Genomic DNA, 22,894 nt, shown 5'->3' on the forward strand with positions numbered 1-22,894 from the left:
CCGTGCCACGGTTATGCCAAGTAGAATCAGTAACCGTGGCACGGCTCTAACCGACTGCATTGAGCGAAACCTGTTTCCTGGCTCAGATGAATACGAGATACTGTTACATTCTTTTCATTCTACTCATTTCGGCAACGGGATTTTCGCAGGCGCTGACGGTTACGAACCTGCGATGTGAATACCGTTCCAATCCACTGGGTGTAAAGACCGCGAAGCCCGCCTTGAGCTGGCAGCTGGTTGCTCAGCAGCGTAATGCGCTTCAGAAATCCTATCAGATTCTGGTTGCCGATTCGCCCGGAGCACTTGGTCAGAACAAAGGCAACATCTGGAATTCAGGCAGAGTTAATTCCGATTCCTCTATTCAGGTCAGCTATCAGGGTAAAGGGCTGGAGCCGACCAAATCCTATTACTGGAAAATAAAAGTCTGGGATACAAAAAATAACGAGTCGCCCTGGAGCCCGGTCGCCTTCTGGCAAATGGGTTTATTGACCAAAGCCGACTGGAAAGGTGCCAACTGGGTTGGCTGCGAAGAGCTGCCCGATTCATTGGTCAATACGCTGCCGACCGATGGAAAAAAAGATAAAGTGCAGGGTGGTAATGTGTTGCCATTACTTCGAAAGAGCCTGACGATCACAAAATCGGTGCAGCAGGCTACCCTGTTTATATCGGGCCTTGGTCAATTCGATGCCCATCTGAATGGGCAAAAAATAGGCGACCATTTTCTCGACCCCGGCTGGACCAAGTACGACAAACAGGCGCAATACGTCACCTTCGATTTGACGGATAAACTAAAGCCGGGTGAAAATGTCGTCGGCATAATGCTGGGTAATGGCTTTTATTACGTGCCACCCGTTAAGGAGCGATACCGTAAACTGAAAGTCATGTTTGGCTATCCGAAGATGATTTGCCGGTTAGCTATTACCTATACCGACGGCTCAACGGATAATATTGTCAGTGACGCATCCTGGAAAACGGCCCCTTCTCCAATTACGTTTTCGAGCATTTACGGGGGTGAAAATTACAACGCTACCCGCGAACAACCGGGTTGGGACAACCCACATTTTACGGACAAAGTCTGGAAAAATGCACTGGTTGTCGATGGTCCGCCCGTTTTAACGTCGCAAATGCAGGAGCCACTGAAGGTGTTTGATACGTTTTCGCCGATCAGCAAAAAACGACTCGATTCGGGCGATTGGGTGTATGATTTAGGGCAAAATGCGTCGGGGATAATTAGCCTGACTGTAACCGGAAAGAAGGGCGATACCATTCGGGTTTACCCGGCAGAATTGCTTAAGGCTGATGGATCGGTAAATCAGAAGGCATCCGGAAGTCCGTTTTATTTTGAATATGTTCTGAAGGGAGGTGGAGTCGAAACCTGGCAACCCCGGTTCACGTATTATGGTTTCCGCTATCTGCAGCTAAAAGGTGGGATGCCTCAGGGTGAACAAAATCCAGCCCAAAAGCCACAGGTCATTGACCTGAAGGGCCTTCACACGCGCAATGCGGCTGCAGGTGCTGGCCAGTTTTCGTGCTCGAATGAACTGTTCAATAAGGCGAGTACACTCATCGACTGGGGAATCAAAAGCAACATGGCGAGTGTGTTCACCGACTGTCCGCACCGCGAAAAGCTCGGATGGCTGGAAGAGTTGCACCTGATGGGTGGTTCTGTTCGCTACCAGTACGATGTAGCCAGTCTGCTCAAAAAAGTAATTCAGGATATGAAAGACTCGCAACTCGACGATCAATCTGCCGATGCGGGACTGGTTCCTGAGATTGCACCTGAATACGTGAAATTTGACTGGGGAGGAGGTATCTTTCGTGATTCGCCCGAGTGGGGGAGTAGTGCGATTATTGTGCCCTGGTATCTGTATCAATGGTATGGCGAGAAAGAGGAACTGGCCAATAGTTACCCCATGATGCAGCGTTATATTACTTATCTGGGGACAAAAGCAAAGAACCATATCCTGGCGCAGGGCCTGGGCGATTGGTATGATTTGGGGCCGAAACCGCCGGGCGTATCGCAGTTGACGCCGATGGGCGTTACGGGTACGGCAATGTATTACTATGACCTGACCATTTTGGCAAAAATTGCCCGGATGCTAAACAAGTCTGATGACGCCTTGCGTTACGATAAACTCGCTGGTGAAGTCAAAGTCGCTTTTAATCAGGTGTTTTTCAACCAGCAAACAAAGCAATACGCGACCAATAGCCAGACTGCCAATGCCATGGCGCTCTACATGAATTTGGTCGAACCGCAATACCGGGAAGCCGTTGTCGAGAACATCGTTCAGGATATTCGCAGCCGGAACAACAGCCTGACCGCCGGTGATATTGGGTATCGGTATCTGCTTCGGGCGTTGGAAGATGCAGGACGGTCGGATGTGATTTTTGATATGAATAGCCGCTCCGACGTGCCGGGTTATGGTTACCAACTGGCGAAAGGGGCGACGGCCCTGACTGAATCGTGGCAGGCGTTGCCATCGGTGTCGAACAACCATTTCATGCTGGGGCATTTGCTTGAGTGGCTTTATGCGGGTCTGGCGGGTATCAAGCAGGCCGACACGTCAATTGCGTTCCGGAACAGCCTCATTTACCCGCAACCCGTTGGCGATGTTACGCAGGCAAAAGCTTCTTACACTTCGCCCTACGGCCTGATTTCGAGTGATTGGAAAAAGATAGGAACCCGTTTTGACTTAACCGTTCAGATTCCCGCGAATACGTCGTCGGAGATCTACCTGCCTGCGTCGAAAAGCAGCCAGATTACCGAAAGAGGGCAGTCAATCGGTAAGAACAAAGCAATAAAAGTGCTTGGTTTTGAGAAGGATAGAGTCCGGATTCTGGTTGGCTCAGGAACATATCGATTTACGGTACAGTACTAGATGTTCCATTCTGGTCAGCTTCTGGCGAAATCTTCAGGATACTGAGGTCGGGAAGCTATTTCGGCCATCTATCCGTGATAAATGGCTCACGCTAACATCATACAAACTTTAGGAAAAATAATAGATAGGCATAGGCTTTATCACGGATAGATTTGCACTCTATGTTTCCAGATGCATTAATTAACCCGTGTAATGATTTCCCCGATCGTTCGAATTGTATTCTTTTGTCTTCTGGTTTCACCCCTCTTTGCTCAATCCGTCCGTGTTTCTGACGCACGGATGAATCAGATTTATGAGGAAGTGAAAACGCCTTTTAAGTATGGTCTGGTCATAACGCCGGCTGATAACTCGCAGAAGCTGGACTGCCCGACCGTGTTTCGGAAAGGCAAAAAATGGTACATGACCTACATCATGTATGGTGGCCGGGGCTACGAAACCTGGCTGGCCAATAGCAATGATTTGTTGCACTGGGAAACGCAGGGTCGCATTATGTCCTTCTCTGATACAACACAGTGGGATGGCAATCAGAAAGCGGGCTATAATGCTTTGCAGGATTTTCAGTGGGGTGGGGGTTATGAACTGAAAAAATATCAGAATAAGTACTGGATGTCGTATATCGGCGGGGCTGCTCGTGGCTACGAAGCCGGTGATCTATCGATTGGCATTGCTTTTTCGGCACAGAACCCCACGAACGTGCACGAATGGCAACGTAAAGCAACGCCCGTGCTAACGGCCGGAGACGCCGATACCCGATGGTGGGAAAATCGAAAGCTTTTTAAAAGCTCGGTCATCCACGACCCGAAAAAATTAACCGGTCATCCGTTTGTGATGTACTACAATGCCAATGGCGATACGACGGGCGTGAATAAGACACGTTGGTTCGAGCGGATTGGCATGGCGGTGTCAGACGATATGCTGAACTGGAAGCGCTTTGGAAAAGAGCCGATTCTGCAACATCCGGTTGGCATTACGGGCGACGCCGTGGTTCAGAAAATAGGCGACACCTGGGTGATGTTCTATTTTGGTGCTTTCTGGCAGGATCGAAAAGGGGCCTTCAATCGATTTGCCGCATCGACCGATCTGGTCAACTGGACCGACTGGACAGGCGAAAACCTGATCGAACCATCGGAGCCATACGATGAACTGTATGCGCATAAATCATTCGTTGTCAAGCATAAAGGAGTCGTTTACCACTTCTATTGCGCCGTTAATAAGCAGGATCAACGGGGGATTGCGGTGGCTACGTCGGTCGATTTAGGAAAAAGTAAGAAGAATTTTGTCGCCATCAGCAAGAAGCAATGAGGAGTATATGTAAGTACATCAGCTTGCTGCTGGCAGTAGTAGCCTCGCCCATTTTCGCGCAAAATGAACCGCGAACAACAGCTGATTTTAACCACAACTGGAAATTCTTTCAGGGCGATGAACCGACGGCAAAAGACCCCGATTTTGCTGATGCCGACTGGCGAACACTCAATTTGCCGCACGACTGGAGCATTGAAGGGCAGTTTAGTGAACAGCACTTAAGTACAACCCAGGAGGGGGCCTTGCCTACCGGAATTGGCTGGTATCGCAAAGCATTCCTGATCCCGGTTTCATCAAAAACTAAACGTGTTTTTATTGAATTCGATGGTGTTTATCGAAACAGCGAAGTCTGGATCAACGGCCACCGGCTGGGTATTCGGCCGTATGGATATAGTTCGTTTCGGTATGAACTTACAGGGCATCTGAAGTTCGGGAGTGAAAAAAATAACATTGCCGTACGAGTCGATAATGCGGCCCAGCCCAATTCGCGCTGGTATACGGGATCGGGTATTTATCGGAATGTACGGTTAGTAACGACGTCAAAACTGGCGGTCGCCCAATGGGGCACTTTCGTGACGACACCCACTATAACGAACCAGAAAGCGCAGGTTTTAGCCCAGATAAGCATCCAGAATGCACCAGGTCGGCGCTCCGATGGCAAACCGGAAACAGTCGATGTGATCAGTACGATCCTGGATGCGGCTGGAAATAAAGTAGCCACGCAAACGTCATCGTCGGTCCGATTAACGGATACACTGACTACGATCGCTCAGCAATTCGATCTTCAGAACCCAATACTCTGGTCGATTGAAAAACCCTACCTCTATAAAATTGTAACCCGGATTTACAGCCAGAACCATCTGGAAGACAGCTATGAAACGCCACTGGGTGTCCGCAATTTTAAGTTCGATCCTGCCACTGGATTCTCGCTGAATGGGCAGCCGATGAAGATTCTCGGGGTTTGTCTGCACCACGATCTGGGTGCTTTAGGCGCTTCCGTCAACAGACGGGCCATGCAGCGTCAGCTTGAACTGCTGAAGGCCATGGGTTGTAACGCAATCCGTACGGCCCACAACCCGCCCGCTCCTGAATTTCTGGACTTGTGCGACGAGATGGGTTTCATCGTAATGGATGAAGCGTTCGACATGTGGAAAAAAAAGAAGACGAAGCAGGATTACGGCCTCAACTGGGATGCCTGGCACAAAACCGACCTTGAAGACATGGTTCGTCGCGACCGGAATCACCCGTCCATTTTTATGTGGAGCATCGGCAATGAAATTCGCGAACAGTTTGATTCAACGGGAATTACGATCACAAAAGAGTTAGCCGCTATCGTTAAAAAACTGGATTCAACACGGCCTGTTACCTCGGCACTCACCGAGAATATTCCGGAGAAAAACTTCATCTATCGGTCGGGTGCTCTGGATTTATTAGGGTTCAATTATAAACACGAAGCGTATTCCGATTTTCCCAAAACGTTCCCGAATCAGTCCGTGATTGCCTCCGAAACAGGCTCGTCACTGCAAACACGCGGGCATTATGACATGCCTTCTGACTCGGTGCGGATGTGGGGCAAAGGTGGGCCTGCCAAATTCAGGGATGGCAACCCCGACTGGACTGCTTCGGCCTATGACAATGAAGCCGCTTATTGGGGTTCAACGCACGAACAGACCTGGAAAGTTATCAGGAAATACCCGCATATGGCAGGGCTGTTTATCTGGACGGGTTTCGACTATCTTGGTGAACCCCATCCTTATCCGTGGCCTGCCCGAAGCTCTTATTTTGGCATTCTCGATCTGGCCGGTTTCCCGAAAGATGTGTATTATCTGTATCAGTCCGAGTGGACAGACAAGCCCGTGCTACATCTGTTCCCGCACTGGAACTGGCTCCAGGGAAAAACCGTCGATGTTTGGGCCTATTACAGCCAGGCCGATGAAGTTGAGCTGTTTCTGAACGATAAATCGCTGGGAATCCGCCGGAAAAACGGCGATGATCTGCACGTGATGTGGCGCGTCAGTTACGAACCCGGTACGCTCAGGATAGTATCCCGAAAGGGAAGTAAATCAGTACTTACCCGCTCCGTTTCGACGGCAGGTAAACCTGCTAAAATTCAACTGATCGCAGATAGAAGCACGCTAAAGGCAGATGGAACGGATCTGTCTTTTGTAACGGTAAATGTGCTGGATGAACAGGGAAATCAGGTACCCGACGCTAATCATCTGATCACGTTTAGTTTGACAGGCCCCGGAACGCTGGCCGGTGTTGATAATGGCTATCAGGCTAGCCTTGAGCCGTTTAAAGCCAATTACCGAAAGGCGTATAATGGAAAATGCCTGGCCATTATTCAGACCACAAACAAAGCCGGGACGATTAGCCTGAAAGCTACTGCTGAAGGGTTGCAAAGTGCTGTTGTTGAGTTGATTAGCAAATAAATTGAGGTCTATCTATAACTCGTCGCTCCGCGATACATAACCTGCGTACTCCGGTTTGGGCATGATAAACGCTAACTATTGCTTACGATTTTTTGCTTTCTTCATTTCACTTTCTCTATGGCTGGCTGATGGAAAATCATTGGCTCAGTTGCCGGGTGGATTGGCAAAGATCGTTCCTCCGGCTAAACAGTCGGCTAATGCCAAACCATGGGTATTCTGGTACTGGATGCAGGGTGGCGTCTCGAAAGAAGGCATCACGGCCGATCTGGAAGCGATGAAAGAGACTGGTATCGGTGGCGCTTACCTGATGCCCATAAAGGGTGTAACAGACCCGCCACTATATACGCCCGCAACCGCGCAACTTAGCCCGCGTTGGTGGGACATGGTGCGATTTACGATGCAGGAGGCTAAACGGCTGGGGCTGGAGATGGGCATGCACGTGAGCGATGGCTTCGCGCTGGCTGGTGGTCCCTGGATAACGCCCGCCTTATCGATGCAGAAAGTAGTGTATGCATCGATGCAGGTTCAGGGTAATCAAGCCATTTCGGTTAAGCTCCCGCAACCACCGGCTAATGAAGGCTATTACAAAGACATTGCCGTACTGGCATTCCCATCGTTTAGGGGGTCGCCCGATGGCTCGAACGAAAGCGTTCAACCCAAAATCACATCCAGCAAACCTGGCGTAAATCCGCAGTTTTTGATTGATCGGACCAGTAAGGAAAGCTTTAAAAGTGACACTGCCTGCTGGATTCAATATGCGTTTGATCAGCCATTTACCTGCCGTTCAGTTCTCATCCGGACGGGGGGTAATAACTACCAGGCGCAGCGATTACAGATCGAGGTCAGCAATGATGGCAAAACCTTTCGGCCGATTGAGCGCCTTGAACCACCCCGGCATGGCTGGCAGGATACCGATGCCGATGTCACTCACGCCATTACACCAACTACGGCCCGCTATTTCCGATTTGTGTATGATAAAGCCGGATCAGAACCGGGAGCCGAAGATCTGGATGCCGCCAAGTGGAAACCGGGGCTGAAACTCATCGGTCTGGAACTCTCGGCTGAACCCCGAATTAATCAGTTTGAAGGAAAATCGGCGATTGTCTGGCGGGTCGGTAAACGAGCGATTCCTGCTGTGAACGACCCTAAGCAGGGCGACCCCGCGAATTTGGCAGATCAAAGCATTGATAAGCTAGCCATTCCCCTCAGCAAAGTGATCAATCTGACTGACAAACTGACGGCAGACGGCCACCTGAACTGGAATGCGCCCGCTGGCTCATGGACCATCATGCGCATCGGTCATACCTCTACGGGACACACAAATGCAACGGCCGGGGCGGGTAAAGGACTGGAATGCGACAAGTTTAACTCTGAAGCCATATCCCTTCAGTTTACAAGCTGGTTTGGTGAAGCGCAGCGACAAATCGGCCCCGAACTGAGCAAAAACGTCCTGAAAGTCTTCCATGTCGACAGTTGGGAGTGTGGTAGTCAGAACTGGTCATCCAACTTTGCCAGCGAATTCAAAAAACGGCGGGGCTATGAATTAACACCTTATCTGCCGGTTATAGCGGGTATTCCCATCGAGAGCGTTGAGGTATCGGAACAGGTGTTATATGATATTCGCCGAACGGTGGCCGATCTGATTGTCGATGTATTTTATAAAACACTGGCGGATTTGGCTCATGAAAACGGAGTTACGTTTACCGCCGAAAGTGTAGCCCCAACCATGACCAGCGATGGACTGGCGCATTACAAACGGGTCGATGTGCCGATGGGTGAATTCTGGCTGAACAGCCCAACGCACGACAAACCAAACGACATGCTCGATGCGGTGTCGGCGGCTCATATCTACGGGAAAAATATCGTACAGGCCGAGGGATTTACCACCGTTCGGATGGCCTGGGACGAGCATCCGGGTATGTTGAAAACGCTTCAGGATCGTAACTACGCGTTGGGCATAAACAAGTTAGTGTATCATGTTTTCACCCATAACCCCTGGCTCGACCGAAAACCGGGCATGACACTCGACGGTGTTGGACTTTATTTTCAACGGGATCAGACCTGGTGGAAATCGGTCAGCGCCTGGGTCGATTATGCCCGTCGATGTCAGACCCTTCTGCAAATCGGAAAGCCAGTAGCGGATATTGCCGTTTTTACGGGCGAAGACATTCCCCGACGGGCTGTTCTACCGGATCGGCTGGTTTCGACTCTGCCCGGTATTTTCGGCAAAGAAGTAGTTAAAAAAGAGGCAAAGCGACTGGCCAATGCAGGTGAACCGTTGCGGCAGAAGCCAGCAGGCGTAACGCATTCGGCTAACATGGCCGATCCTGAAAATTGGGTAGATCCGCTACGAGGGTATGCCTATGATTCATTCAGCCCTGATGCGCTGAACACGCTGGCGAATATGCAAGGGGGCAGGGTGTCATTTGCACCGGGCACGGCCTATTCGTTGCTCGTGTTACCAGATAAGCACCCGCTAAACATGAATAACCGGTTCATGACTCCCGAAACGGCCGCCAGGTTTCTCAAACTGGTCAATGAAGGAGCTATGGTTCTGGTTGGTGAAAAGCCCATTTTCTCGGCGGGTAAAGGCGCTGATAAGCAAATTACTACGCTGACCGATCAGCTGTGGGGCGGGTCATTTGACCAGGTATCTGACGGGGAGACTTCCTTCCGGATGAAGCGCCTTGGGAAAGGTAGGGTTATTCAAACACCTTATCAGGTTGGTTCCTTTGAAAAGCTTGGCCTTTCACGGGATGTAGATTTCACCGAAACGACTGGCGAGTACGCCCGCAACATTGCCTGGACACATCGGACAGATGGGCAGATGGATCTTTATTTCATTGCCAATCAGGAGGCCATCCAACGCGACATTACAGTTTCGTTTCGGCAAATGGGAAGAGCACCAGAGCTTTACAACGCCGTTACGGATGAATTAACCGAAGCGAAACAGTGGAGCAATCAACAGGGCCGAACGCAATTATCGGTACGGTTAGAACCCAACTCATCGCTATTCGTACTCTTTCGCAAACCGGCTCAACTAACTGCCTATTCGGGTAAGAATTGGACCGATTTTCGGCCAGTAAAAACGCTGGAAGGTTCGTGGGAAGTGCAGTTTGATACGGCATATGGCGGCCCCAAACAACCCCAAACCTTTGCTCAACTCACCGACTGGAGCCAATCAGCTGACTCGTCCATTCGTTATTATTCAGGTACGGCAACGTACTCGAAAATCGTTAACTGGGCTCCTCCATCCGCTACTTCGCCACAGCGTTTCTGGCTCGATTTAGGCAACATCGCCAACATCGCCGATGTCAAACTAAATGGCGTTTCCTGTGGTGTTGCATGGACGGCTCCGTATCGGATTGAGATCACGCACGTACTCAAAACCGGCGAAAACCGGCTAACCATCGACGTTAGCAATACCTGGGCCAATCGCCTGATTGGCGATCAGTTGCGGCCCGAATCCAGGCGCATCACCCGAACTACGGCGCCGTTCCGATTACAGGGGAAACCACTACTGAAAGCGGGCTTGCTGGGGCCAGTTCAGATTTTAGTGGACGCTCCTGATCAATCCCATAAATAGGCTAAGATCCTACAATGGCTTGGGAAAATAGCATATTTTGTAGCGGTTTATTGCTATTAATTTTGAGCTTTCCGTTGAACCCTCCGATCCGATATGCTTTATAAGGTAATCGCTTTTTGTCTGCTTATTCCGGTCATTGGCAATGCCCAGTTAGTTGACAAGACTCCGGCGGCTATACCCAACCAACCGCGTATCTATCAGTCTGAGCCTTACGAAGATCCACTGGTTAGTGGTATCAATCGGGATGCCTCAAGAGCCACAGCTTATTCGTTTGCTACTGTAAACGATGCGCTCAGCGTCAACCGGGATAAAACATCCCGAAACCTTTCCCTGAACGGTGAATGGGATTTTGCGTTTTCGCTAAAACCTGCCGATGCTCCATCTGATTTTTATACAAAACGGGTTAGCGGCTGGAAGAAAATACCGGTGCCGTCGAGTTGGGAAATGCAGGGATACGATAAACCCATTTACAAAAGCGCCGTATATCCGTTTCGCCCCGTCAACCCGCCACACGTACCGCAGGATTACAACGGCGTCGGCTGTTACCAGCGCACCTTTACGGTCCCCACCGACTGGAGCAACATGAATGTTACGCTTCATTTCGGGGGTGTCAGCTCGGCTTACAAAGTGTGGCTGAACGGGAAGTTCGTCGGCTATGCTGAAGATAGCTTTCTGTCGTCTGAATTTAATATTACTCCCTATTTACAGAAAGGCGAAAACGTGTTGTCTGTTTGGGTCATTCGCTGGAGTGACGGGTCGTTTCTGGAAGATCAGGATCAATGGCGAATGAGTGGTATCCACCGGGAAGTGATGCTGATGGCTGAACCTAAACTGCGCATTGCCGACTTCTTTTATCAGACCAAACTGGACGGTGAATACAAAGACGCGTTGCTCAGCATTCGCCCCCGTATCGAGAATATGACCGGGAAAGAAGTGCCTGGTTACCAACTCAAAGCTCAGTTGTACACCAGACAAAACGAACCTGTTTTTGAGAAGCCGCTACAGACTAGTGTTGAGTCGATTATCAACGAAATTTATCCACGTCTCGACAACGCCAAGTTCGGAATTCTGGAAACCACCGTTAAAAATCCGGCCAAATGGAGCGATGAGGAGCCGAACTTATACACGCTGGTTTTGTCGCTGGAAGACAGTACCGGAAAACTGCTGGAAGCAAAAAGCTGCAAGCTTGGCTTTCGATCGATCGAGTTCTCCAAAGAAGACAGTAAGCTATTGATCAATGGGAAAAAGACCTACCTCTACGGGGTCAATCGTCCCGATCATCACCCCACAAAAGGTAAAGCCCTGACTCGTGAGGATCTCTTGCAGGATGTGCTGACCATCAAGCGCTTCAATTTCAACTGTATTCGCACCAGCCATTACCCCAGCGATCCCTATCTCTACGATCTCTGCGATGAATTTGGCATTCTGGTCATCGATGAGGCTAATCTCGAAACGCACGGACTGGGCTCCAAACTCAGCAACGATGCCATGTGGACGGGCGCGTATCTGGAACGAAGCAGCCGTATGGCATTGCGCGACAAAAACCATCCGTCGATCATTTTCTGGAGTTTAGGTAATGAAGCGGGCCGGGGCCCCAATCACGCGGCTATGGCGGCCTGGATTCATGATTTTGATATCACCCGCCCCGTTCATTACGAACCGGCAATGGGAAGCCCGGCTATGGCCGGATATATGGATAACAAAGATCCGCGTTATCTGAAGCCAAACGATCATTCACATCGCATTCAAAATCCTCAGGATCAGTATTATGTGGATATGGTAAGCCGCATGTATCCGGCAATGTATACGCCCGAATTGCTGGCCAGTCAGGCCAATGGCGATACACGACCGATTTTCTTTTGTGAGTACGCCCACGCAATGGGTAACTCCGTTGGAAATATCCGTGAGTTCTGGGATTTATTCCGTCGGACAAAACGCGTTATTGGCGGCTGTATCTGGGAGTTCAAAGATCAGGGTTTGTTGAAAAAAGATGAGCAGGGAACGCCCTTTTTTGCCTATGGTGGCGATTATGGAGAGAAGTATTTCGACAACTTCACCATCAAGGGCGTTGTGGCGGCCGATGGTCGCCCTAAAGCGGCCATGTACGAATGCAAACGCGTTTTTCAGGGTATCGAATCCGAATGGAAGGATGCGCAAAAGGGCTTGATACACATCACGAATCGTCATGCGGTGAAAAATGCCAGCGTCTATTCTGGCCAGATCAGTATCCGTGAGGATGGTCGTGTTACCGCAACGCAGCCGCTGCCCATCCTGAATCTGGCTGCGGGTCACGACACGGTCCTCAATATTTCAGCCTTCTTGCCGAAGCAGAAAAACGGTTCTGAATACCTGGCTGATATTCAGTTTTCGCTGGCGGCCGATGCTCCCTGGGCTCTAAAAGGTTTTGACGCTGCTTCCAATCAGTTACCCATTCCTCAAACCAGCACAGAACCCATTCGAAAGATATCGGGCGCTGCTGTTTCGCTGAGCGAAGATGGTAAAATTTATACCGTAAAGGGAGATGGTTTCGCCGTTGAAATCAATAAAACAAACGGGGCATTAAGTTCCTATAAACTCGCCGGGAAAGAACAGATTTTTTCGCCTTTATTGCCCCATTTCTCCCGCCCATTGACCGATAATGACAAACGCGGCTGGAAACCCCAGCGAAAGCTGAAACCCTGGTATGATCCTCAGTTAGCGCTAAAAACACTCACCGTGCAGACAATCGACAAGAGCTCGATTAAATTGACCAGTACGTACTCGCTCATTAACGACAGTGCCCGTGTCGAGGTCAATTATCTGGTTCGGGGCGATGGTGTTGTTGGCGTTGATTTTGCGATAAAACCAACGTTCCCACTGCCAAATATGCCTAAAGTCGGTATGCAGGGTGGTATCGAACGGAGCTATGAATCCATTACGTGGTATGGGCGTGGGCCACTGGAAAATTATGTGGACCGGCGGTATGGTTTTGATGCGGGTGTTTATTCGAAAACGCTGACTGACTTCATGGAACCCTATGTTGTACCCCAGGAAAATGGGAACCGAACCGACGTAAGATGGATGTATTTGAGTAATTCAGGTACTAAAAGCGGCTTACTGGTGGTAGCGGATAGTCTGCTGAGCATGAGTGCGTGGCCATACACAGAAGCCAGCATTCAGTCGGCAAAGCATACCAACAAACTACAGGATGCGGGGTATATCACCCTGAATATCGATTTGATGCAGATGGGCGTAGGCGGTAATGATAGCTGGAGCGATGTGGCTGCCCCACTCGATCAGTATCAGATTAAGGCAAAACCCTATCAGTATCGTTTTTACCTGCTACCGCTTACGAAACCGAAAGAAGAACCGGGCGCAATAGCCAGGAAGATCAAAGACGTTCATAGAACATCCAGGACTCCACTTCCTGATCGTTCTACACTAACAGGAAGTTTGAACTAATAGGCCCAATGAACCTGAAAAGAAAATTTCTGATAAACGCATGCGTGGGGCTGACTTCAATGCTCGGCAGTCTGACCGTCTGCGCTCAACCCAAGGGATTGGTGAATACATCGCAGAGTAAGTTTGCCCGGTTGCAGGGGGTGAACATGAGCGATGTGACCTGGACAACAGGCTTTTGGGCGGATCGTTTTAAGGTTTGTCGTGACTCGATGGTGCCGCATCTGTGGCAAACCTATACCGATCCGAATCTTAGTCATTCGTTCGAGAACTTTAAAGTAGCGGCTGGCCTTAGCGCGGGAAATTTTAAAGGACCGTCGTTTCACGATGGCGATTTTTATAAAACACTGGAATCGCTGGCGGGCATGTATGCCCTGACCCGAGACAAAAAACTCGATGCGATGATGGACGAGGCCATTGCCGTTATCGGTAAGGCACAAACGCCCGATGGCTACATTTATACAAAAGCCATTATCCAGCAAAAGAAAACGGGCGAGAAAAAGATGTTCGATGATAAGCTTAGTTTCGAAGCCTATAATTTCGGCCATCTGATGACAGCCGCCTGTGTTCACTACCGGGCAACGGGTAAAACGTCATTGCTGGATATTGCCAAGAAGGCAACGAATTTTCTGATTGGCTTTTACAACAATGCAAGCCCTGAGCAGGCTCGGAATGCGATTTGTCCGTCACACTACATGGGCGTTATTGAAATGTATCGCACCACCCGCGATCCCGCTTACCTGGCGCTGGCTCAAAAGCTGATCGATATTCGTGGACTTTCGGAAGGTACCGATGATAATTCCGACCGGGTGCCATTCCGTAAAATGACAAAAGTGATCGGTCACGCGGTTCGGGCAAATTACCTATTTGCGGGCGCTGCCGATGTGTTTGCCGAAACGGGTGATAGTACGCTGCTGTCTACGCTCGATCTGATGTGGGACGATGTGGTCAATCACAAAATGTACGTAACAGGCGGATGCGGTGCTTTGTACGATGGCGTTTCGCCGGAAGGCACTTCGTATAAACCCGATACCGTGCAGAAAATTCACCAGGCTTATGGTAAAGCCTATCAGCTGCCGAATCACTCGGCCCATAACGAAACCTGTGCCAACATTGGCAATCTGCTCTGGAATTACCGGATGTTGCAAATTACCGGCAATGCCAAATACGCTGACGTGATGGAGTTGGCGCTCTACAACAGCATTTTGTCGGGTATAAGCCTGGATGGGAACAAGTTCTTCTATACCAATCCATTGAGTGCATCGGACGATTATCCGTACCATATGCGCTGGATGGGAGGGCGGCAGAAATACATCCGATTGTCGAACTGTTGTCCGCCCAACACCGTGCGTACCCTTGCCGAAGTGAGCAACTATGCCTACAGCGTGTCGGACAAGGGACTATGGCTGAATTTATTCGGTGCTAACCAGTTGTCTACTACCCTCGAAGATGGTTCACCCATTCGGTTGACGCAGGAAACGGCTTACCCCTGGGATGGAGCCATTAAACTCAGTCTGGAGCAAGTACCCGCTAAATCGTTTTCGCTGTTTGTTCGTATACCGGGCTGGTGTCAGGGCGCAACAATAAAAATAAATGGTTCGCCAGTAGCAGCAGTGATCAAATCGGGCGACTATGCTGAGCTTAACCGGAGCTGGAAGGCAGGCGATAAAGTAGAAATCAACCTGCCGATGCCAGTAAAACTGATCGAAGCGAATCCACTGGTCGAAGAGACCCGCAATCAGGTGGCGGTCAAACGGGGGCCGGTTGTGTATTGCCTGGAATCGATCGACAATCAGAATAAAAAGATAACCGGGCTTGCTTTGTCGCCCAGAAACAAGTTGAAGCCAACCCGCATCGTGATCGAAAATAGTGAGGTGATGGCGCTGGAAGGCGAAGCCCAGCAGGTCGAGAATGGAACCTGGTCGAACCAGCTTTACCGCGAAGTATCGGACAAAACGCCGGCTTCAACGAACGTTCGGCTGATTCCATATTATGCCTGGAGTAATCGTGGGCGCTCCGAAATGTCGGTCTGGATTCCGTTGATTCGGTAGGGAGTTTATGGGTTAATTTCCAATTTAGCATTAATCAGCTTCCCGAAACGACCGCCAATGGCTTGTTGATTTCGGGAACTTACAGTCACCAATGAAGTCAATTCAGCATTATATAGTCATCCTGACCCTATGCCTCCTGCAAACAACCCGTTGCCGGGCACAGTCGGCCAATGTGCTGTCTACTGATAAACTCAGGCAATACGTAAGCCTGTTTAACACCATCGATCAGGAAGAAGCCGTCAAAAACTACGTGCCTAATGACCAGTCATTTGAGTGGCTTGCCAAAAATATCCCGCTGTTCGACTGCCCCGATTCGGCCTTGCGGGAGATCTACTACTACCGTTGGTGGGCTTTTCGGAAGCATCTGAAAGAAACGCCGGAGGGGTATATCTTTACGGAATTTATTACGAAAATGAACCATGCGGGAAAATACAATGCTATCAGCAGCGCATTGGGTCATCACATTTATGAAGGTCGCTGGCTACACAATCCGCAGTATATCGACGACTACATTTCATTCTGGCTCTATGTCGATCCGAAACATACGGTCCAGAGATTTCATGCGTTCAGCAGCTGGGTAGACGATGCAGTCTATAACCGTTACCTCGTCAATCTGGACAAACCGTTTATTCAGAAAAACCTGCTGGCTTTAGATGCCGACTACCGCAAGTGGCAGCAGGAAAAACAACTACCTGATGGCCTGTTCTGGCAATTTGACGTCCGCGATGCGATGGAAGAGTCCATCAGCGGATCGCGGAAAGAGAAAAACCGCCGGCCTACCATTAACAGCTACATGTACGGCAATGCAAAAGCGTTAGCGGAAATGGCTGCGTTGGTAAAGAACGATACGCTTCAACGGCTGTATCAACGGCAGGCTGCTGAACTGAAAAAGCTGACACTCGATAGTTTGTGGAACAAGGACGACCTCTTTTTTGAGGTAAAGCATGAAAATGGGAGCTTTGCCAAAGCCCGCGAAGCCATTGGATTTATTCCCTGGTATTTTAACCTTCCCGACGACAAAGCGGAGTATGCCCGTCAATGGGATCAACTGACCGATACCACGGGTTTCGACGCTCCCTGGGGTATCACGACGGCCGAACGAAGGCACCCGCTTTTCCGTACGCATGGATCTGGGCATGGGTGCGAGTGGGATGGGCCTGTCTGGCCGTTTGCCACCACGCAAACCCTGAAAGGACTGGCTAACCTGCTCACGGATTACAAAAACCAGGGCCGCATGACGAAGACCGTTTTTTACGATGAGTTGCAGAAATACGCCCGGTCACATACCATGAACGGCCAGTTGTATCTGGGCGAATATCAGGACGAAAAAACGGGCGAATGGCTCAAAGGCGATAACCCAAGGAGTAAATTTTACAATCATTCGGGCTTTGCCGATTTAATTATCAGTGACCTGATCGGCCTTAAACCACACGCCGACAATACGCTGGAAATCCATCCACTAATTCCTGAGGGTAAATGGGATTGGTTTTGCCTCGACAATGTTCTGTATCACGGAAAAATTCTAACCGTTCTGTTCGATAAAACCGGGACCCATTACGGAAAAGGGAAGGGCTTCATAGTCTTTTCTGATGGGAAACCAGTACTAAAGAGAGAAAAGCCAGCGCCAGTAACGATTCGAAAGTTCTAGAGAACGCCCGTGCGTTTGCCATTCGACCCCGTGTCCTGATTGGAATGGTAAAAAAATAAACCCATGAAAAACCTGCCCTTATTTGATCTTGCCATTATTGCCGCTTACCTCGTAGCGATGGTTTTAGTTGGGCTTTATTTCGCCCGGAAAAACCATAGTGCCGCTCAATTCACAAAAGCATCGGGCCTGATTCCGGGTTGGGCGACGGGCCTGTCCATCTATGCTACGTTCCTGAGCAGCAATACGTTTCTTGGCGTTCCGGGCAAAGCATTTGGTGGCAACTGGAATTCTTTTGTCTTTAGTTTATCGATGCCATTGGCCGCATACATGGCCGCCCGCTTTTTTGTGCCGTTCTATCGTCGTACCGGCGAAATTTCGGCCTATACACACCTTGAACATCGGTTTGGTCCCTGGGCCAGAACCTACGCCGTTGTTTGTTTCCTGCTCACCCAACTGGCCCGGATGGGGTCGATTTTTCTGGGAATTGCCCTGAGTTTACAGGCCCTGACGGGTTATTCGATGCAAATGATCATGATCGTGATGGGCGTTTGTATTATCTTCTACACCGTTTTAGGCGGCATGGAAGCCGTGATCTGGACGGAGGTTGTGCAGGCGGTCATTAAAACCTTTGGCGCCCTCCTGATCCTTTACCTGATTGTTGAGGAAATGCCGGGAGGTGTATCTGAGATCGTAACCATCGGCAAAGCCAACGACAAATTCAGCCTGGGTAGTTATTCCCTCGATTTTACCCAATCGACGTTCTGGGTCGTGTTGCTCTATGGCTTCTTCATCAACCTGAATAATTTTGGTATGGATCAGAATTATATCCAGCGTTATCATACAACGGCTTCCGAGAAAGAAGCATCGAAGTCGCTGTGGCTCTGCGTGTGGTTGTATGTACCGGCCTCGTTGCTGTTTTTTGTGATTGGCTCCTGTCTGTTTGCCTATTACCAGCTGCACCCCGAATTTATTGAAGCCATTAAGCAAAAAGTCGCGCTGGATCGCTTGCCCGCAACGGCGTCGGCGGCCGAAGTTTCCCGATTGATAGCGACCTTACAACCCGCTGATTATGGCGATAAAGTGATGCCTCATTTTATGGTGACCAAAGTTCCACCGGGCCTGATGGGACTGATCGTGTCGGCAATTCTGTCGGCAGCCATGAGCACGATCAGCTCGGGAATGAACGCATCAGCCACTGTATTTACCGAAGATATTTACAAGCGGTACGTCAATGCTCACGTATCGGATCGGAAACTGCTCACCCTGTTGCACCTGACAACGGTAGTGGTTGGTCTACTGGGCCTGGGAACGGGCTTGGCCATGATCGGTGTCAAAAGCATTCTGGACGCCTGGTGGACCTTATCCGGCATTTTTGCGGCTGGTATGCTTGGCCTCTTTTTGCTGGGGCTGATCAGCCGACAAACCAAAAGTCATGAAGCCCTGACGGCCACCGCTATTGGCGTTCTGGTGATTCTCTGGATGACCTTTTCGAGTAATCTCCCCGATGAATACAGCTACCTCCGCAATCCGCTTCACAGTAATATGATTATTGTGGTGGGTACGCTTACCATATTTCTGACGGGATTAGTATTGACAAAACGTAAAGGCCATCGGCCCGAATCAACCCGCAAAATTTCGTCTGTAACCCAATGACCAATACCATCGTGAAAACAACTTCGAAAGGCTTTATTCCTGTTATGCTTACGCCATTTACCGACAGTGGCGCTATTGATTTCGATACACTTACCCGGCTGACTGAGTTTTATCTGGAAGCGGGGGCGGCTGGGCTTTTTGCCAATTGCCTGTCGAGCGAAATGTTTGAATTGACCGAAGCCGAGCGGCTGGCGATCATTGCTCATGTAATAAAAACCACGAATGGCGCGGTGCCCGTTGTGGCTACGGGCACTTTCGGTGGACCGATTCAGCAACAGGCTGATTTTGTGAAACGGGTAAACGATAAGGGTACTGACGCGGTCATTCTGATCACGGGCCTGCTGGCCGATGAAACCGATTCCGACGACGTATTCAATGAGCGGGTTTATCAGCTATTGGACCAGACTGACAGCATTCCGGTTGGTTTTTATGAATGCCCCGTTCCCTACAAGCGCCTGCTTTCACCCCGGCAGCTTCAGCAATTTGTGGCGACCGGACGTGTAATTTACCATAAGGATACCTGTCTGGACCTACAACAGATCAGGGAGAAACTGCGACTGGCATCGGGCCCCGGTTTCGGGCTTTATGATGCGTATATGGTTCATGCTGTCGAATCACTTAAAGCGGGTTCGGCTGGCCTTTCCTGCATTCAGGGTAATTACTTTCCGGAACTCATCGTCTGGATCTGTCAAAACTACGATAATGCCGATCAGCAGGAGGAAGTCGCTATGGTTCAGCAGTTTCTGGTCGATCATATGGATGTCATGCACAATGTCTATCCGATTGTTTCAAAATACTTTTTGCAACTCCGGGGATTCGATATTTCGACTTTTACCCGGCGGAATGTGGGCACGTTTACGCCGGATATAGCCAAACAGGTCGACGGCTTATTTGCGGCTTATACGCGCTTGCAGGAGCAACTGGCGTTGCGGGTTGCCTAGAATTGGGTTATGCATTCGTAAGCTGTTGGCTGTTGTCTCCAGCCTGGGCAGAATAGTGTCAGGCCGTTCGCCAAACTCCGTGCCACGAAATTTGGCGAACGGCCTGAGTTCCAGAATTTGAATACAATGAAGTATAGATTTTTGACTGCATTCCTGTTGTTGGTTTTACCTGCGCTACCCGTAGTAGCGCAGCAAACCGAAAAGCGCTATCTGTCGGGTACAGGAAATGACAACACTGTAAACTGGCAGTTTTACTGCACCGCAGGCCAGAATTCGGGCAAATGGACGACTATTCCGGTACCCTCGAACTGGGAATTACAGGGTTTTGGGAAATACAATTATGGCTTTGCTAAAGATAGCGCCCGAGGGAAAGAGCAGGGATTATACAAGCACGAATTTCAGGTTCCGGCGTCGTGGAAAGGCAAACGAATAAATCTTGTGTTTGAGGGGGCCATGACCGATACGGATGTCAAGATAAACGGCCAATCGGCAGGAGAAACACACCAGGGCTCGTACTACGCCTTCAAATACGACATTTCGGCTTTGCTCAAATACGGTTCGGGTAATTTGCTGGAAGCTACCGTATCGAAACATTCAGCGAATGCATCCGTAAATGAAGCCGAGCGTAAAGGTGATTTCTGGATTTTTGGCGGCATTTTTCGCCCTGTTTATCTGGAAATTCTCCCCGCTGAACATATTGCCCACATTGCAATTGATGCGAAAGCAAACGGTACGTTTTCGGCTCAGGTTCAGCTTAATACGAAGGTAAAAGCAACTAACGTTTTAGCGCAGATATATACCCTCTCCGGTCAAAAAGTTGGTGCGCCATTTACGGCAAAAACTGGGAACGAAAACCAGTTCGTTACATTGACGAAATCGATTCCGAACCCGTTGCTCTGGACGTCGGAAACACCCAATCGATACAAAGTAGAGTTCAGATTATTGCAGGCAGGGAAACCCGTTCATGTACTAAGCCGGTATTTCGGTTTCCGAACCGTTGAGGTGAAACAACGGGATGGTATCTACGTCAATGGCACCAAGATTAAGCTCAAGGGCGTCAATCGTCATTCATTCTGGCCTTCATCGGGCCGGGCGCTCAGCAAAAAGCTAAGTGTGCTCGATGTGAACCTGATGAAAGACATGAACATGAATGCAGTTCGAATGTCGCACTACCCGCCTGACGATCATTTTCTGGACGTCTGCGATTCGCTGGGACTGTATGTATTCGATGAACTGGCAGGCTGGCACGGCCACTACGATACGCCAACAGGCACTAAACGGCTTAAGGAACTCATCACGCACGACGTAAATCATCCGTCGGTCATTTTCTGGATCAATGGCAACGAGGGTGGTCATAACTACGACCTCGACCCGCTGTTTGCCAAAGAAGACATTCAGAAACGACACGTGATTCATGCCTGGGAAGATTTCGGCGGTTTCGATACACAGCATTACCGGGAGTACAACTACGGCATCGGCAACTACAATCACGGCCATTCGATGACACTGCCAACTGAATTCCTGCATGGTCTTTACGACGGCGGGCATGGTGCCGGTCTGGAAGATTATTGGGAAGCCATGTGGCATGATCCACTGGCGGCAGGCGGCTTTCTGTGGGATTTCTCCGACGAAGGCGTGGTCCGTACGGATCGAAACGGGGCTATCGATACCGATGGCAATCGCGGAGCCGATGGTATTGTAGGGCCATACCGCGAAAAGGAAGGGAGTTTTTTTACCGTCAAGGAAGTATGGTCGCCGATTAAGCTGGAACGTCGCGAAATTACGCCAACCTTCGACGGAAATTTCCCGGTTGAAAACCGATATTATTTTACCAACACCGGCCAATGCTCTTTTACGGGAAAACTGACCCGAGTTAACGGACCCTATACCCTTGAAAAACCGCTCGAAAAGACGTTCACCGTGTCGGCACCGAATCTGAAACCGTTCGAAAAAGGGGCCTTGAAAGCAGCCCTCCCCGCCGATTGGAAAGACTACGATTTTCTGTACATCACGGCCACCGATCCGCATAAACGGGAGCTGTTTACGTGGAGTTTTCCGATTTCGTTACCAAACAAAATTGCGTCGTCGATCATCAAAACAGAGGGCGGCAATGAGGTAGTTTTAACCGAAGCCGATTCGCTCTATACCATAACGGCGAATAACATTCACCTGTCATTCAACAAGCAAACCGGCATCTTAAAACAGGTCGCGAACAGCGCTGGAACAATTCCGTTTACGAATGGCCCCGTTTTACAGGAAGGTGTCAACAATTTCAAAAACTTCACGCACCGTAAAGACGGTAAGGCTATCATCCTCGAATCGACCTTCGACCGAAAAACGAGCTATAATACATTGCAATGGACTATTTATCCGTCGGGCTGGGTCAAGATGCGGGTTCGCTATTTCCCCGACGGTTATTTTACCATGATGGATGGCGTTAATTTTTCGTTTCCGGAAGCGAGTATGAAGGGCGTAAAATGGATGGGAAAAGGCCCGTATCGGGTCTGGAAAAACCGGATGAAAGGGGGCGCTTTAGGGGTTTGGAGCAAAGCCTATAACAACACAGAAACGGGCGAGACTCCCTTTGTTTACCCCGAATTTAAAGGTTACCACGCCAACATGTACTGGTGCCGGTTTGAGGCAACAGGTAATCCGTTTGCCGTTGTAACCGAAAATGAAGACGTTTTCTTTCGCCTGTTCACCCCCGCCTGGAAAACCGATCAGTGGCACAATTACGAACCAATTTTTCCATCCGGCGACATTTCCTTCATGCAGGGAATCAGTAGTATTGGCACCAAAACGCAGCGCAACGAAACGACTGGCCCAATGGGCATGAAAAACATTTTTTACGACTATGAAAAAGAACCCGCTCGCGCCAAAGAGCTGACGTTGTTTTTTGATTTTTCGGGTCGATGAAGCCGTTTTTGATAGCTATCTTTTGGCAGGATGACAAAAATGTGCACA

At 49.7% G+C, this 22,894-nt stretch carries 10 protein-coding genes; all 10 read left to right on the top strand.

Annotated elements, in window-relative coordinates; genetic code table 11:
• Positions 1-86: 86 nt before the first annotated feature.
• On the top strand, positions 87-2,879 hold the full coding sequence (locus G8759_RS13730) for a family 78 glycoside hydrolase catalytic domain (protein ID WP_167208838.1): 2,793 nt from the start codon (positions 87-89) through the stop codon (positions 2,877-2,879).
• A gap of 192 nt (positions 2,880-3,071) precedes the next feature.
• Positions 3,072-4,181, top strand: coding sequence for a glycoside hydrolase family protein (locus tag G8759_RS13735; RefSeq protein WP_167208840.1), 1,110 nt, complete (start codon positions 3,072-3,074; stop codon positions 4,179-4,181).
• Entirely contained in the window at positions 4,178-6,613 is a 2,436-nt protein-coding gene (galB, locus tag G8759_RS13740) for a beta-galactosidase GalB (RefSeq protein WP_167208843.1), read from the top strand. The genes G8759_RS13735 and galB overlap by 4 nt, the downstream gene beginning before the upstream one ends.
• A 61-nt stretch (positions 6,614-6,674) precedes the next feature.
• A complete protein-coding gene (locus tag G8759_RS13745; RefSeq protein WP_167208845.1) occupies positions 6,675-10,199 on the top strand; it encodes a glycosyl hydrolase in 3,525 nt (1,174 codons plus the stop codon).
• 93 nt (positions 10,200-10,292) lie between these two features.
• Complete coding sequence (locus G8759_RS13750; RefSeq protein ID WP_167208847.1) at positions 10,293-13,640, top strand: glycoside hydrolase family 2 TIM barrel-domain containing protein; 3,348 nt, start codon at positions 10,293-10,295, stop codon at positions 13,638-13,640.
• An 8-nt stretch (positions 13,641-13,648) separates the two neighbouring features.
• Complete coding sequence (locus G8759_RS13755; protein ID WP_167208848.1) at positions 13,649-15,688, top strand: aceric acid hydrolase; 2,040 nt, start codon at positions 13,649-13,651, stop codon at positions 15,686-15,688.
• 91 nt (positions 15,689-15,779) lie between these two features.
• Positions 15,780-17,336 (top strand): MGH1-like glycoside hydrolase domain-containing protein, encoded by a 1,557-nt coding sequence (locus tag G8759_RS13760; protein ID WP_167208850.1) that lies wholly within the window; start codon positions 15,780-15,782, stop codon positions 17,334-17,336.
• A gap of 63 nt (positions 17,337-17,399) precedes the next feature.
• Positions 17,400-18,989, top strand: coding sequence for a sodium:solute symporter (locus G8759_RS13765; RefSeq protein WP_167208853.1), 1,590 nt, complete (start codon positions 17,400-17,402; stop codon positions 18,987-18,989).
• Positions 18,986-19,930: a dihydrodipicolinate synthase family protein gene (locus G8759_RS13770; protein WP_167208855.1), complete on the top strand. Its 945-nt coding sequence runs from the start codon at positions 18,986-18,988 to the stop codon at positions 19,928-19,930. The genes G8759_RS13765 and G8759_RS13770 overlap by 4 nt, the downstream gene beginning before the upstream one ends.
• Positions 19,931-20,056: 126 nt before the next feature.
• Positions 20,057-22,846, top strand: coding sequence for a glycoside hydrolase family 2 TIM barrel-domain containing protein (locus tag G8759_RS13775; RefSeq protein ID WP_167208856.1), 2,790 nt, complete (start codon positions 20,057-20,059; stop codon positions 22,844-22,846).
• Positions 22,847-22,894 lie beyond the last annotated feature (48 nt).

This window comes from Spirosoma aureum, assembly GCF_011604685.1.
Lineage (GTDB): Bacteria > Bacteroidota > Bacteroidia > Cytophagales > Spirosomataceae > Spirosoma > Spirosoma aureum.

Bases quoted from the DNA above. Each gene is read 5' to 3' on its own strand.
- G8759_RS13735 (WP_167208840.1), top strand. From the start codon at position 3,072: ATGATTTCCCCGATCGTTCGAATTGTATTCTTTTGTCTTCTGGTTTCA.
- G8759_RS13770 (WP_167208855.1), top strand. From the start codon at position 18,986: ATGACCAATACCATCGTGAAAACAACTTCGAAAGGCTTTATTCCTGTT.
- G8759_RS13750 (WP_167208847.1), top strand. From the start codon at position 10,293: ATGCTTTATAAGGTAATCGCTTTTTGTCTGCTTATTCCGGTCATTGGC.
- G8759_RS13760 (WP_167208850.1), top strand. From the start codon at position 15,780: ATGAAGTCAATTCAGCATTATATAGTCATCCTGACCCTATGCCTCCTG.
- G8759_RS13775 (WP_167208856.1), top strand. From the start codon at position 20,057: ATGAAGTATAGATTTTTGACTGCATTCCTGTTGTTGGTTTTACCTGCG.
- G8759_RS13755 (WP_167208848.1), top strand. From the start codon at position 13,649: ATGAACCTGAAAAGAAAATTTCTGATAAACGCATGCGTGGGGCTGACT.
- G8759_RS13745 (WP_167208845.1), top strand. From the start codon at position 6,675: ATGATAAACGCTAACTATTGCTTACGATTTTTTGCTTTCTTCATTTCA.
- G8759_RS13765 (WP_167208853.1), top strand. From the start codon at position 17,400: ATGAAAAACCTGCCCTTATTTGATCTTGCCATTATTGCCGCTTACCTC.
- galB (WP_167208843.1), top strand. From the start codon at position 4,178: ATGAGGAGTATATGTAAGTACATCAGCTTGCTGCTGGCAGTAGTAGCC.
- G8759_RS13730 (WP_167208838.1), top strand. From the start codon at position 87: ATGAATACGAGATACTGTTACATTCTTTTCATTCTACTCATTTCGGCA.